The sequence below is a fragment of the Paraburkholderia sp. BGA-UO-ETr-F12 genome (assembly GCF_059567945.1).
Map to the genome: position 1 here is coordinate 56,106 of NZ_JCAQOZ010000051.1, position 13,936 is coordinate 70,041.

Annotated in this window: 13 protein-coding genes; 10 read left to right on the forward strand and 3 right to left on the reverse strand. The window is 63.6% G+C overall.

The annotated features are described in order from the left end of the window. The first annotated feature begins 122 nt into the window (after window positions 1-122). Window positions 123-2,480 (forward strand): bifunctional acetate--CoA ligase family protein/GNAT family N-acetyltransferase, encoded by a 2,358-nt coding sequence (locus AC57B6_RS22370; protein ID WP_281664048.1) that lies wholly within the window; start codon window positions 123-125, stop codon window positions 2,478-2,480. Window positions 2,481-2,523: 43 nt separating this feature from the next. Here the strand turns inward: AC57B6_RS22370 and AC57B6_RS22375 are convergent, their stop codons facing one another. Together AC57B6_RS22375 and AC57B6_RS22380 are read right to left on the reverse strand one after the other, a co-directional pair. Continuing rightward, window positions 2,524-3,069, reverse strand: a complete 546-nt coding sequence (locus AC57B6_RS22375) for a hypothetical protein (RefSeq protein WP_025496037.1) — start codon at window positions 3,067-3,069, stop codon at window positions 2,524-2,526. A 102-nt stretch (window positions 3,070-3,171) separates the two neighbouring features. After that, on the reverse strand, window positions 3,172-3,960 hold the full coding sequence (locus tag AC57B6_RS22380) for an IclR family transcriptional regulator (protein ID WP_046572041.1): 789 nt from the start codon (window positions 3,958-3,960) through the stop codon (window positions 3,172-3,174). Window positions 3,961-4,275: 315 nt separating this feature from the next. On the opposite strand from AC57B6_RS22380, the gene AC57B6_RS22385 reads away from it, so the two are divergent. The 9 genes from AC57B6_RS22385 (at window position 4,276) to AC57B6_RS22425 (ending at window position 13,370) form a co-directional block, all read left to right on the forward strand. Next, the gene (locus AC57B6_RS22385; protein ID WP_028196056.1) at window positions 4,276-5,325 is read left to right on the forward strand and encodes a sugar ABC transporter substrate-binding protein; all 1,050 of its coding nucleotides are present in this window, start codon (window positions 4,276-4,278) and stop codon (window positions 5,323-5,325) included. Then, window positions 5,322-6,842 (forward strand): sugar ABC transporter ATP-binding protein, encoded by a 1,521-nt coding sequence (locus tag AC57B6_RS22390; RefSeq protein WP_496422132.1) that lies wholly within the window; start codon window positions 5,322-5,324, stop codon window positions 6,840-6,842. The genes AC57B6_RS22385 and AC57B6_RS22390 overlap by 4 nt, the downstream gene beginning before the upstream one ends. After that, complete coding sequence (locus AC57B6_RS22395; RefSeq protein WP_144194185.1) at window positions 6,832-7,884, forward strand: ABC transporter permease; 1,053 nt, start codon at window positions 6,832-6,834, stop codon at window positions 7,882-7,884. The genes AC57B6_RS22390 and AC57B6_RS22395 overlap by 11 nt, the downstream gene beginning before the upstream one ends. Before the next feature lie 25 nt (window positions 7,885-7,909). Next, window positions 7,910-8,272, forward strand: a complete 363-nt coding sequence (locus AC57B6_RS22400) for a UxaA family hydrolase (protein ID WP_198793731.1) — start codon at window positions 7,910-7,912, stop codon at window positions 8,270-8,272. 42 nt (window positions 8,273-8,314) lie between these two features. Further along, the gene (locus AC57B6_RS22405; RefSeq protein ID WP_496422133.1) at window positions 8,315-9,628 is read left to right on the forward strand and encodes a UxaA family hydrolase; all 1,314 of its coding nucleotides are present in this window, start codon (window positions 8,315-8,317) and stop codon (window positions 9,626-9,628) included. A 120-nt stretch (window positions 9,629-9,748) separates the two neighbouring features. Continuing rightward, window positions 9,749-10,789: an aldo/keto reductase gene (locus AC57B6_RS22410; RefSeq protein ID WP_496422134.1), complete on the forward strand. Its 1,041-nt coding sequence runs from the start codon at window positions 9,749-9,751 to the stop codon at window positions 10,787-10,789. Window positions 10,790-10,796: 7 nt separating this feature from the next. Beyond that, entirely contained in the window at window positions 10,797-11,627 is an 831-nt protein-coding gene (locus AC57B6_RS22415; protein WP_144194187.1) for an amidohydrolase family protein, read from the forward strand. 67 nt (window positions 11,628-11,694) lie between these two features. Beyond that, window positions 11,695-12,438 (forward strand): SDR family oxidoreductase, encoded by a 744-nt coding sequence (locus AC57B6_RS22420; protein ID WP_028196061.1) that lies wholly within the window; start codon window positions 11,695-11,697, stop codon window positions 12,436-12,438. Between the two features lie 83 nt (window positions 12,439-12,521). After that, the gene (locus AC57B6_RS22425; RefSeq protein WP_028196062.1) at window positions 12,522-13,370 is read left to right on the forward strand and encodes an ureidoglycolate lyase; all 849 of its coding nucleotides are present in this window, start codon (window positions 12,522-12,524) and stop codon (window positions 13,368-13,370) included. Window positions 13,371-13,487: 117 nt separating this feature from the next. Here AC57B6_RS22425 and AC57B6_RS22430 read toward each other — a convergent pair whose 3' ends face one another. Further along, window positions 13,488-13,922, reverse strand: a complete 435-nt coding sequence (locus AC57B6_RS22430) for a PaaI family thioesterase (protein WP_028196063.1) — start codon at window positions 13,920-13,922, stop codon at window positions 13,488-13,490. Between the last annotated feature and the right edge of the window lie 14 nt (window positions 13,923-13,936).

Here is a 13,936-nt window from a genome sequence, read left to right on the forward strand (position 1 = left end):
TGCTGGTCGGATAGAGGGGGCCGCGTCGTCAAGAAGCCTCCGCGCAAGGTCCGACTTCGCCTATCCTGACGAAGATGCGCGCCGTCCCGTCGGTGCGCCCCATGCCAATCGGCGGAGCACCCGTGACTGTTCGCAATCTGGACGCCTTGTTCCGACCCAAATCCGTTGCCGTGATCGGTGCCTCCGAGCGGCCGGGCAGCACTGGCGCGATGGTGTGGTCGCGCGTGCTCGAAGGCGGCTTCAACGGCCCGCTCTGGCCGGTCAATCCGAAGTACGAGATGCTCGGCGGTCATCGTGTGATTGGCGACGTCGGCGATCTACCGGAGGCGCCTACCGTCGCAGTGATCTGCACGCCGCCGGATACGTGGCCTGGCATCGTTCATAAGCTCGGTGGGATGGGCACGCGCGCGGCGATCATCGTCGGCGAAGCGCGGGGTGACGGCGATCGCCTGCAGCTCCGGCATGCGCTCTCGGCGGCGCGGCCGCATCTGCTGCGCATCGTTGGGCCGGGCAGCCTCGGCGTGGTGTCGCCGGCGCTGCACGCGCATCTCGGCGCGCCGTCGTGCACGGTGAAGGCGGGTGGAGTGGCGTGGGTCTCGCAGTCGAATGCGCTGACCAATGCCGTGCTCGGCTGGGCGCATGCGCGCGGGCTTGGGTTCTCGCACGCGGTGGCGCTGGGTGGCGAAGCCGACGTAGATGCCGGCGATGTCCTCGACTACCTCGCGAGCGATCCCGGCACGCGCGCCATCCTGCTCGAACTGGATACGGTGCGCGCGGCGCGCAAGTTCATGTCGGCTGCACGGGCGGCAGCGCGCAACAAGCCGGTGCTGGCGTTGCGCTCGGGCCGTGCCGATCCTGCCGACGGGCTCTACACCGCCGCTTTTCGCCGCGCGGGCATGGTGCGGGTGGACTCGCTCGACGATCTGCTCGATGAAATCGAAACGTTGGGCGTCGGCCGCGTCGCGGCGGGCGCCACGGCCACGCTGATCACCAGCGATAGCGGCCTTGCCACGCTCGCCTGCGACGCCTTTGCCGCAGCCGGCGATACGCTCGCACCGTGGCCCGCTGAAGCCGACGCGGCGTTAGCCGAGGCATTGCCATACGCGGTGGCGGGCAACCCGCTGCAACTCGGCGACGATGCCCGTCCGGAGCACTTTGGCACAGCGCTCAGACTGCTCGCCGAGCATCGCAGCAGCGGCACGGCATTCGTGGTGCACGCGTCGACGCATGGCGCACCGGTCGGCGAGGTTGCGCAGGCGTTGATCGAGAATCAGCGTTTCGCGTATCGCGGGCTGCTGGCGTGCTTTTTCGGCGGCGTGGATGCGGCGACGCGCGACGCGCTGCATGCACAGGGAATTCCGGTCCACACCACACCGCAACGGCTCGCTCGCGCGTTTGCGCGTCTGGTCGACTACCGGATGGGCCGCGAGTTGCTGATGCAAACGCCGGAGGGTTTGCCGGCACAAATTCCCGAGGCGATCGACGCCGCTCAGGCGCAAGCACGCGCCGCACTCGCCGCAGGTAAGCACCAACTAACCGGCGAAGCGGCGGCGCGCCTTCTTGGGCGTTTTGGACTGCGGGTCGAGGCGCAGGCCGCCAAACCGGTCGTCGACATCGCCGTCGAGCTTCATGACGACGACAACTTCGGCCCGGTCTTCCGCTTCACCGCGCCATCGGTGGATGGTGTGTCGGAGCCGATGAGCGTCTACGGTCTGCCACCGTTCAATCCGATGCTGGCGCGCGATATGGTCACGCACTCCCGCTACGCGCGCCTGATCGATCCCGAGCCGGCACTGAGCGCCTTGACGGCGCTTTCGCAAGCGGTCTGCGACGTCAAGGAGATCGTCGGCCTCTCGCTGACGCTGCGGGTCTTCAAGGACTACGTGGTGGTCGTCGAGCCGACCCTGAGTCTCGCGCCGAAGCGCAGCCGGCTCGCGATCGTGCCCTATCCGCGCCGCTTCGAAGAGACGCTCGATTGGCAAGGCATGCGGGTAACGGTGCGGCCGATCCGCCCGGAAGACGAAGCGGCGCATCGCGATTTCGTGGAAGCGATGACGCCCGAAGATTTACGCCTGCGGTTTTTCGGAGCTGTGGGCAGTTTCGACCATTCGCAACTCGCCCGCATGACGCAGATCGACTACGACCGCGAAATGGCGCTGATTGCCACAGTGACGAACGAAGACGGTTCGACGCGCACGCTCGGCGTCGTACGTGCCGTCGCCGATCCCGACAACGAGACAGCGGAATTCGCCGTTGCGGTGCGCTCCGACCAAAAGGGGCGGCACCTCGGGCAATTGCTGATGGATCGGATCATCAAATACGCGCGGGCGCGCGGCACGCATTGGCTGGTCGGCGAGGCGTTGCGGGAGAATACGCCGATGATCGCGCTGGCCAGAGCGTGTGGCTTCACCATCACGCCGACAGAGGATCCGGGCGTGGTCGGCTTCAGGATGGCGCTGGATGAACCCGCGCAGGGCTGAACGGCGGCTCGGTGCCGCGTTCAGCCCCCGCGGGTAACGAACTTCAAGCCGGCAGCTTCGCCGCGGCTTCGTCCACCTGCGTGCGGGTTACCGACAACTCTTCGAGCAACGCGTCGGCGTAAACCGCGCCGGTTTCGCGTTCCAGACGCGCGATCGTCGCCGCGCAACGGTTCGTGTCCTTCAGCGTCGCGATGAACGACTTCACCGACTCGCCCGCCTTGAAGGCGTCGAACAGCGGAATGCGAATGTCGTCCGGCAGCGGACGCGCGGTCCATTGATAAGGCTTGCCGTTGTAAGTGAACGACGGCGGCAGCACGCGCTCTTTCTTTGCAGCCGGAATCAGGCCGAAAGTACGCGCGGCTTCGCCGATCTGTTCGGCCGAAAACAGCTCGTCCGGGCTGATGTCGAATTGCTGGATGAAAGTCTCGATGCTTTGCATCGCCGCGGCACGATCGTCGCGGCGCTTTTGCGCGTGAGCGACGATGTCGCGCAGTTCGTCGGCTTCTTCAGGCGTGATCGTGAAGCTCGACTGCTTCTGCTGAAGTTCGGAAAAACGCTGGAATTCGGAATCGGTCAGAAGTTTCGCCATTGCTTGATCGAGGGCGCGCATGAGGGGACCCATGCGGCGTCATTTTTGAGAGGGTCGCCATTCTAAACCATGTGCGCAAGCGGACGATTTTGCGGCGGCTCGCTAGAGTGCTTCTTCCCGAAACATCGATAACGCCTGCACGGTCTCGCGCAGCAAGGCCGTGGCCGCTTCCAGTGTGGGTGCGACGTATTCGTCGATGCGTCGCAAGTACGGGCAGGTCAGCGCCGCGATGGCCTGGCCAGACGGCCCCTGGACCGGAAATGTGACGTCGGTCACGCCGAACGTCTGCTGGCTATCCTTCTGCGAAAAACCCGCCGCGCGAATCCGCTCGCAGGCCTGTTCCAGCGCATCGCGATCGATCGTGACTTCGCCCTTCACCTTGGTGTGCTCGGCCAGCATCTGCGCGCGCTGCTCGATGCTTTGAAACGCGAGCATCACGCGGCCCGAGCCTGTGTCGATCAGGCCGACCCGCGAACCGAGCCGCACCGACATGCCCCACGTGCCCGGTCCGTCCACCTGTGCGATCACCAGCAGATTGCCGCGGTCGTAGACCGCCAGATGACAGGATTGCTCGGCAGCATCGGCAAAGCGCTGCATCAGCGGCAGCGCTTCGGAAATCAGCCGGTTCATCGGCGGATGACGATGCGCGAGCGCATACAGCTTCAGGCTCAACGAATAACGGTCGCCGCCTGCCGAGCGCACCACGTATTGCCGCGCGACCAACCGCTCGAGCATCCGGTAAATCTCGCTCGCGTTGCGTCCCAGCAGCTTGGTGATTTCGGCGCGCGTCAGTCCCTCTTTCTGCTCGGCGAGCAGTTCGAGAATGTCGAGACCCTTGTCCAGCGCGGGGGCGCGGTAACGCTCGGCATCGTCTTTATCTTCTGCGTCCATGGTGGGCGAGGTTCCGTGAGGTGCTCTCATTATCTGGCGCGTGAGTGTAAGTGCGTGGCGAATCTGAAGCGAGATGGCGACGGTCCAGGGAAAACACGGACGCTTGGTGCAGTGCACATCGCTTGACTTCGAAAAGTCCGTATATGAATAATACGTTCATTGGTGAATTTTCATCAATACCGATAAGACGATAAGAAAGCGCAGGACGCAGTGCCCGTCATCCGCATGACCGGGTCACTCAGTTCAACAACGCATTTACCTTGCATGGGCCGGAGTAAGCGTCAAGGCAACTCCGGACCGACACAGGAGACAACCATGTCGTTCGCAAAGGGGTCGTTTACGGCTCGCCGCTGGTTTCGCAGTTCGCTATTTGCCGCCGCCGCGGCAGTGTGTGTCGGCGGCGTTGCCGTCAGCAGTGCCGCGCAAGCTGCCGAAACCGGCAAGGTCGGTCTCGGTCTGCCGCTTCTCACGTCGCCGTTCTGGCAGTCGTACAACAACTATCTGCCCAAGTACGCGAAAGACATGGGCATCGATATCCTCGCGCCGGTCAATTCGAACGGCGATCCCGCTCAGCAGATCACCGACATGAACAACCTGCTGAACCTCGGTGCAAAGGGCATCGTGGTCGGTCCGCTGGATTCGGCGGCGATCAGCCGCGCGCTCGATGCAGCGGCGGCGAAGAACGTCCCGGTGGTCGCCGTCGACGTCGCGCCGACGCAAGGCAAGGTCGCGATGGTGGTGCGGGCCGACAATCACGCTTACGGTGAAAAGGCGTGCAAGTACATCGGCGAGCATGTGAAGTCGGGCAAGGTGGTGCAGATCATGGGCGACCTGGCCTCGGTGAACGGGCGTGACCGGTCCGAAGCGTTCCGCTCGTGTCTGAAGGGCTTTCCGGGCTTGACGCTGCTGGAGATTCCGGCAGCCTGGAAGGGCGATGTGGCGGCCACCGCACTCGACAGCCTGCTCACCGCGAATCCTGACGTGAAGGCGATCTACATGCAGGCGGGTGGCGTCTATCTGTCGCCGACTCTGCAAACCCTGCGCCGCAAGCAGATGCTGTTTCCGGCCGGTAATGCGAAGCACGTCGTGATCGTCAGTAACGACGGCATTCCTCAGGAGTTCGACGCAATCCGCCGCGGCGATATCGACGCAACCATTTCGCAACCTGCCGATTCCTACGCGAAATACGGTCTCTTCTATATCAAGGCGGCGTTGGCTGGTCAGACCTTCAAGCCGGGCCCGACGGATCACGGCAGCAACATCATCCAGTTGGCGCCGGGCGTTCTCGAAGATCAGCTGCCTGCGCCGCTCGTCACGAAGTCGAATGTCGACGACAAAGCCTTGTGGGGCAATACCGTTAAATGAGCGAGCCGACGCCCTCCGTGCCGGTGGTCGAAGCGTTTGACGTCACTAAACGCTTCGGCTCCACGGCTGCGCTGAAAGACGTGAGCATCCGCGTGATGCCAGGCGAGTCGCATGCGCTCGTCGGGCGTAACGGGGCCGGCAAATCGACGCTGGTGTCGATCCTTACCGGCCTGCGCAAGCCCGACACCGGCGAGGTGCGTTTTAGCGGCGCGGCCGCGCCGTCCATCGCGGATCGCGATGCGTGGCGCGAGCGGGTCGCCTGCGTTTATCAGCATTCGACGATCATCCGCGATTTGAGCGTTGCGGAGAATCTGTTCATCAACCGGCAGCCGTTGCGCGGCGGCGTGATCGATTGGCACGCGATGCGCCGCGACGCGCGCGAGTTGCTCGATCACTGGAAGATCGATGTGCGCGAAGACGCGCGTGCCGGCGATCTGAGCGTGGAAGCGCGGCAACTGGTGGAAATCGCGCGGGCGTTGTCGTATGGGGCGCGCTTCATCATCCTCGATGAGCCTACCGCGCAACTCGACGGCGACGAGATCAAGCGACTGTTTCGCCGCATCAGCGAATTGCAGCGCGAAGGCGTGACGTTCCTGTTCATCTCGCACCATTTGCAAGAGGTCTACGAAATCTGCCAGGCGGTGACGGTGCTGCGCGATGCGCGGCATATCGTCAGCGCGCCGGTTTCCGCGTTGCCGCGCGAGCAGTTGATCGAAGCGATGACCGGTGAGCGTGGCGGCCTCGCTGTCGCCGACGCGGCAGCGCGTGCTGCGCTGCCTGCGGACACGGCCGTTGCGTTGGAAGTGAAGGATCTGGCCGGTGCCGACTACGAAGGCGTGTCGTTCACGGTGAAACGCGGCGAAGTAGTCGGGCTGACCGGCGCAACGAGCAGCGGCCGCACGAGCGTGGCCGAAGCGATTGCGGGTTTGCGCGCGGCGAAACACGGCTCGATCAGCGTCGATGGCGCCACGTTGCCGCCCGGCGACGTGCCCGCGGCACTGGCGCACGGCATCGGCTGCGTGCCGAAGGATCGCCATCACGAAGGCCTGGTGCTGACGCAATCGGTGGCCGAAAACGCATCGATGACGATCACCCGCCTGCTTGGCAAACTCGGCATTGCGCCCCCGGCGAAGAAAAATGCTTTCGGTCAGAAGATGATCGATGCGCTCGGCATCGTCGCGCAAGGCCCCGAGCATGTGGTGTCCGGACTCTCGGGCGGCAATCAGCAGAAGGTGGTGATGGCGCGCGCGCTGGCCACCGATCCCAATGTACTCGTACTCATCGACCCAACAGCAGGCGTCGATGTGAAATCGAAAGAAGCGTTGCTGTCAGTCGTGGATCGCGTGCGCGAAGACGGTAAAGCCGTGCTGGTCGTGTCGGGCGAACTCGACGATCTGCGCACCTGTGACCGCGTGCTGGTCATGTTCCGGGGCCGTGTCGCGGCCGAGTTTCCCGCGGGTTGGCAGGATCACGACCTTATCGCATCCGTTGAAGGAGTCAGTCTCCATGAAGAATAGTGTGCCCAGCCCTGCCTTCGGCACCGCGCAAGGTCCGGCGCAGCAGCCCGTCGCCCAGGCGACGCGCGGCAAACGCGCTCGCAGTGAACTCGCCCGGCTGCGCGAACTGGCGTTGCTGCCCGCGCTGGCGTTGCTGCTCGTAATCGGTGCGTTCGTCAGCCCAAGTTTCTTGACGAAGGCGAATCTGATCAGCGTGTTGGGTGCGTCCGCGGCCTTGGCCTTGGTCGTGCTCGCCGAATCGCTGATCGTGTTGACCGGCAAGTTCGATCTGTCGCTCGAATCGACGGTGGGCATTGCGCCCGCCGTCGGCGCAATGCTGGTGATGCCGGTGGCGTCCGCGGGCTTTGGAACGGAGTGGCCAGCTGCCGCCGGCCTGTTGGCCATCCTGGTGGTCGGCGCGATAATTGGCTTCGTCAACGGCTTCCTGGTGGTGCGTTTGCGGCTGAATGCATTCATCGTCACGCTGGCGATGCTGATTGTGTTGCGCGGCATGCTGGTCGGTGCGACCAAGGGCGGCACGTTGTTCGATATGCCGCCGTCGTTCTTCTCACTTGCCACCACGATTGTGCTTGGCCTGCCGTTGTCCGTATGGCTTGCGGCGGCCGCATTCGCGATAGCCGCATTCGTGCTGCGCTATCACCGGGTGGGCCGCGCGCTCTACGCGATTGGCGGCAATCCGGAAGCGGCGCGCGCGGCGGGGATTCGCGTCGAGCGCATTACGTGGGGCGTATTCGTGCTTGGCAGCATGCTGGCTTCGGTGGGCGGTTTGATCGTCACGGGCTATGTCGGCGCGATCAATGCGAATCAGGGCAACGGCATGATTTTCACGGTGTTCGCTGCAGCGGTGATCGGTGGCATTTCGCTCGACGGCGGCAAGGGCACGATGTTCGGCGCGCTCACCGGCGTGCTGCTGCTCGGCGTCGTGCAGAACCTGCTCACGCTTGCCCAGGTGCCGTCGTTCTGGATTCAGGCGATCTACGGCGCGATCATCCTCGGCTCGCTGATGGTCGCGCGGCTCGCCAGCGGCGAAGGCCAGAATTAATGCGTACGCATCACGGAGAACTCACTTGACCAGCCGCCCGTTGGAAACACCGCAAGTGTCCCAGACCTCGCAAACTTCGCAAACCGACCCACGCCTGATCCTGCTCAGTCCGGCGGATAACTGCCTGATCGCGGCGGCGCGTCTCGATGCGGGCACGCAGGTCGAGATCGAAGGCGAGCGCGTGACGCTGACCAAAACGATCGACCTGGGCCACAAAGTCGCGCGCCGCAATCTCGCCAAAGACGACAAGGTATTGCGTTACGGCGCGGTAATTGGACACGTGACCGAGGCGGTGGCGCGCGGTGCGCATCTGCATACGCACAACCTCGAAAGCGATTATCTGCCCACTTATACGCATGACGCGGGTCACGAGTTCGTTCATCACTGATTTGAGCACTATGAAGTGGCCTCGTGCCGCGCTGGAATGATCATGACTGACACTTCCGTAGCATCCGCCGCCTTGCAAGGGCCCGCGCTGCAAGGCTATCTGCGCAGCGATGGCCGTAAAGGCATCCGCAATGTCGTCGCAGTGGCGTACCTGGTCGAGTGCGCGCATCATGTCGCGCGCGAGATCGTCACGCAATTTCGCGAACCGCTCGATGCATTCGACGATCCCTCGGCCGGGCGCGAGCCGCCGGTGCATCTGATCGGCTTTCCTGGCTGCTACCCGAACGGGTACGCCGAAAAGATGCTCGAGCGCCTCACCACGCATCCGAACGTAGGCGCGGTGCTGTTCGTATCGCTCGGGTGCGAGAGCATGAACAAGCACTACCTCGTCGACGTCGTGCGCGCAAGCGGCCGTCCTGTCGAAGTCCTGACGATTCAGGAAAAAGGCGGCACGCGCAGCACGATTCAATACGGCGTCGACTGGATTCGCGGCGCGCGCAAGCAACTTGCCGCGCAGCAGAAGGTACCGATGGCGCTGAACGAACTGGTGGTCGGCACGATCTGCGGCGGCTCGGACGGCACCAGCGGCATCACCGCGAATCCGGCCGTGGGCCGCGCGTTCGATCATCTGATCGACGCCGGCGCGACTTGCATTTTCGAGGAAACCGGCGAGCTGGTGGGCTGCGAGTTCCATATGAAAACGCGTGCTGCACGGCCAGACCTCGGAGACGAAATTGTCGCGTGCGTAGCGAAGGCGGCGCGCTACTACTCGATTCTCGGACATGGCAGCTTTGCGGTCGGCAATGCGGACGGCGGCCTCACCACGCAAGAAGAAAAATCGCTGGGCGCGTATGCAAAAAGCGGCGCGTCGCCGATCGTCGGCATCATCAAACCCGGCGATATTCCGCCGACCGGCGGCCTCTATCTTCTCGACGTCGTGCCCGACGGCGAGCCGCGCTTCGGCTTTCCGAACATCAGCGACAACGCGGAAATCGGCGAGCTGATCGCGTGCGGTGCGCATGTGATTCTGTTTACGACAGGACGCGGGTCGGTGGTTGGCTCGGCGATTTCGCCGGTCATCAAGGTCTGCGCGAATCCCGCGACGTACCGCAATCTCGCCGGCGATATGGACGTTGATGCAGGCCGCATTCTCGAAGGCCGCGGCACGCTCGATGAAGTCGGCCTCGAAGTGTTCGAGCAAACGGTGGCGGTGTCGCTCGGCGCGGCGTCGAAATCGGAAATGCTCGGACATCAGGAATTCATCCTGACGTACAAGACTTTCGAACCGGTCGGGCCGGCTTGCCTGCCGTTGAGCGCTGCGCCGCTGCATCAGGTCGTTGCGATCGCGCGGCATTGAGCGGATTCGACTATTGGCATCGCCTATCGACGTCAGGCCGCGATCGATTCGGCGGCCATCAAGGCGGTGGGCAAAGACCGTCCGCACGTGTTAAAACATCACAAACAGGAGACGCGGTCCATGACGGCAACGATCGGTTCGAAGATCGAACAGCGGCGCGGCATCGGCCGCCGTGCATTACGAGTGAGCGGATTGGGACTCGGCACGGCGCCCTTGGGCGGCCTTTATCGCGATCTGTCCGATGAAGAAGCACACGCAACCATTGCCGCCGCGTGGGACGCCGGCGTGCGGTTTTTCGACACCGCCCCGCACTACGGCCACACAAAAGCCGAGCACCGTTTAGGTGACGCGCTGCGCGGCTATCCGCGCAGCGAATACGTGCTCTCCACCAAAGTCGGGCGCCGCTTCGTGCCGCGCACCACACCCTACGACGGCAGCGAGGGCTGGCAAGACCCGCTGCCGTTCCAGGCCATCTACGACTACACGCACGACGGCATTCTGCGTTCGTTCGAAGACAGCCAGCAGCGCCTCGGCATTGTCGATATCGACATTCTGCTGGTGCACGATATCGGCGTTGTCACGCATGGCGACAAGAACCCTCATTACTGGCGGCAACTGACCGAAGGCGGCGGCTTTCGCGCGCTCGACGATTTGCGCGCCTCGGGCGCGGTCAAAGCGGTTGGGCTCGGCGTCAACGAAGGCGCGGCCATCCTCGATGCGATGTCGGAATTCGACATCGATTGCGCATTGCTCGCGGGCCGTTATACGCTGCTCGAACAGGCCACGCTCGACGACCTTTTGCCGGAATGTGAGAAGCGCGGCGTCAGCATCCTGTTAGGCGGCGCGTTTAATTCGGGCATTCTGGCGCGTGGTGTCAGCGGCGACCTGAAATTCAATTACGGCGATGCGCCGAGCGAAATCATCGAGCGCGTCGCGCGGCTCGAAACCGTGTGCCGCGTGCATGGCGTGCCGCTCGCTGCCGCGGCCTTGCAGTTTCCGTATGCGCATCCGGCGGTCGCGACTGTATTGACCGGCGCGCGCAGTGCCGATGAATTACGTGAGAACGTCGCGTCGTTCGAGTTGCCGATCCCCGCGGAGTTGTGGTCCGCGTTGCGCGACAAGGGCTTGCTCGACAGCCGCGCGCCCGCGCCAGAGGATTGATTTGACAATGCCTATCGACGCGCACCAGCACTATTGGGACCCCGCTCGCGGCGACTACGAGTGGCTCACGCCGGAACTGAAGATCCTGTACCGGCCGTTCGGTCCTGCCGATCTCAAGCCGCTGCGCGAAACTGCGGGCATCGAACGGACGGTGGTAGTGCAGGCGGCGCCGACGATCGACGAAACACGTTACCTGCTGGACATCGCGCGCAACGAAGCTTCGATTGCGGGCGTGGTCGGCTGGGTGCCCTTGCTGTTGCCCAACGCGCCGACTGTGATCGAAGCGCTGTCGCATGAGCCGAAGTTCAAGGGTGTGCGGCCGATGCTGCAGGATTTACCTGACGACTCGTGGATCGCGAACCCGGACCTGGCGCCCGCCATCGACGCGCTGATCGCGCATGACCTCGCGTTCGACGCGTTGATTTACGCGCGCCACGTCGAGTATTTCGAAACTTTCGCGGCGCGTTTTCCCGCGCTGCGCATCGTCGTGGATCACGGTGCCAAGCCGCCGATCCGCTACGGCCGCGCCGGCTGGCCGACTTGGGCCGAGGCGATTACCCGGCTCGCTCAACTGCCGCACGTGCATTGCAAACTCTCGGGTCTTGTCACGGAAGCGTCGCCTGGCTGGACCGAAGAAACGCTGCATCCGTACGTCGACCATCTGCTGAAATCCTTCGGTCCCGCACGTTTGATGTGGGGCAGCGACTGGCCGGTGCTCGATCTGAACGGCGACTATCTGACCTGGCACTCGGTGGCGAACACCTTGCTCGCGTCCTTGAGCGACGCGGAGCGTGAAGCGGTTTTTGGCGGCAACGCCGCTGCGTTTTATCGACTTTGATGTGACACGCGTCGTGACGAAAGCAAGTCACGAAGACAACATAAAGCCCATTGAACTGGAGTCGTAGATGACACAAAGACTGGCCGGCAAGACGGCCCTGATCACCGCGGCAGGACAAGGCATTGGTCTGGCCACCGCGGAACTGTTCGCGCGCGAAGGCGCGCGCGTGATCGCCACCGATATCCGCATCGACGGACTCGCCGGCAAACCGGTCGAAGCGCGCAAGCTCGACGTGCGCGATGGCGCGGCGATCAAGGCGCTGGCAGCCGAACTCGGCGCGATCGACGTGCTGTTCAACTGTGCGGGCTTCGTGCACGCCGGCTCGATCCTCGAATGCAGCGAGGAAGATTGGGACTTTGCCTTCGACCTGAACGCGAAGGCGATGTACCGCATGATCCGCGCGTTTTTGCCCGCCATGCTGGAGAAGGGCGGCGGCTCGATCATCAATATGTCGTCGGCGGCGTCGAGTGTGAAGGGTGTGCCGAACCGCTTCGCTTACAGCGCGTCGAAAGCCGCGGTGATCGGGTTGACCAAGTCGGTCGCTGCGGACTTCATTACGCGTGGTGTACGCTGTAACGCGATCTGCCCGGGCACGGTTGCTTCGCCGTCGCTCGAACAGCGGATCGTCGAGCAGGCCAAGGCGCAAAACGCGACACTCGAAGCCGTGCAGGCGGCTTTTGTCGCGCGTCAGCCGATGGGCCGAATCGGCAAGCCGGAAGAGATCGCCGCGCTGGCGCTGTATCTCGCGTCAGACGAATCGTCGTTTACCACCGGTCATGCGCATGTGATCGACGGCGGCTGGTCGAATTGACTCGGCGCACACGGGCGGCGATGGGCGCCCGCTGACCCACGAACCGAAACACGAACTGAATATCACTGAAAGGAAGTGCCAGGATGAAACTGCTTCGCTATGGGCCGAAAGGCCAGGAAAAGCCGGGCCTGCTCGACGCCCAAGGCAAGATTCGCGATCTGTCGAAGGTGGTGGGCGACATCGACGGCGCCGCGCTGACCGACGAGGGCCTCGCCAAACTGCGCGCGCTCGATCCGGCTTCGCTGCCGGTTGTGGAAGGCAACCCGCGCATGGGCCCGTGCGTCGGCAAGATCGGTAAGTTCATCTGTATCGGGCTGAACTATGCGGACCACGCGGCCGAATCGAACCTGCCGGTGCCGTCGGAACCGGTGATTTTCAACAAGTGGACGAGCGCGATCTGCGGCCCGAACGACGACGTCGAAATTCCGCGCGGCTCGAAGAAGACCGACTGGGAAGTCGAGCTCGGCGTGGTGATTGGCAAGCCGGCGAAATATGTCGACGAAGCCAACGCGCTTGATTATGTCGCCGGCTACTGCGTGATCAACGACGTGTCGGAACGCGAATGGCAGATTGAACGCGGCGGCACATGGGACAAGGGCAAGGGCTTCGACACCTTCGGCCCGATCGGTCCGTGGGTCGTGACGCGCGATGAAGTGGCCGATCCGCAGAACCTGAGCTTGTGGCTCGAAGTAGACGGCCACCGCTATCAGAACGGCAGCACGAAGACGATGGTGTTCGGCGTGGCGAAGCTGGTGTCGTATGTGTCGCAGTGCATGAGCCTGCAACCCGGTGACGTGATTTCGACCGGCACGCCGCCGGGCGTCGGCATGGGCGTGAAACCGAATCCGGTGTTCCTGAAGCCGGGCCAGACGATCCGTCTCGGTATCGAAGGTCTCGGCGAGCAGACGCAAAAGACTTACGCGGCCGAGTGATTTGGCTGTCTGTCGAAAAGCGTTGTTGATGCGGAAAATGAAAGACCGTTCCCGCGCGAGGCGGGAACGGTCTTTTGCTTCTTTGGCGCCTCTCTTTGACCCGCTTCTTTCGCTCGTTCAGCTCGCCTGCTCGTGCTCGCCGTTCTCGCTGATGCGATTGATCGTGCCCTGCGCGACAGCGACGAGCTTCTCGCGGCCACCATCCATCACATACACATTGCACTGGCAGGTGGCCTGCAGCCGGCCCGCGTAGACCACCCTCGCCCGCGCGATCAGCGTGCCGTTCACCACCGGCCGCAGATAGTTGATCTTGTACTCGCCGGTCACGACCTTCGGACCTAGCGACAGCGCCCCGGCGAACGTCAGCGCATTGTCCGCGAGATAACTGATGACGCCGCCATGCACGAAGCCATGCTGTTGCCGCAACTCGTCGCGGATGGGCAGGCAGAGCGTCAGTTCGTTGCTGTCCGTGTGCATCAGCTCCGCGCCTAGCAGCATGCTGAACGGCTGGGCATGCAGTGCGCCGCGTGCCCGGTCGAGGATGTCGGTCATCGTGATTCCTTCGG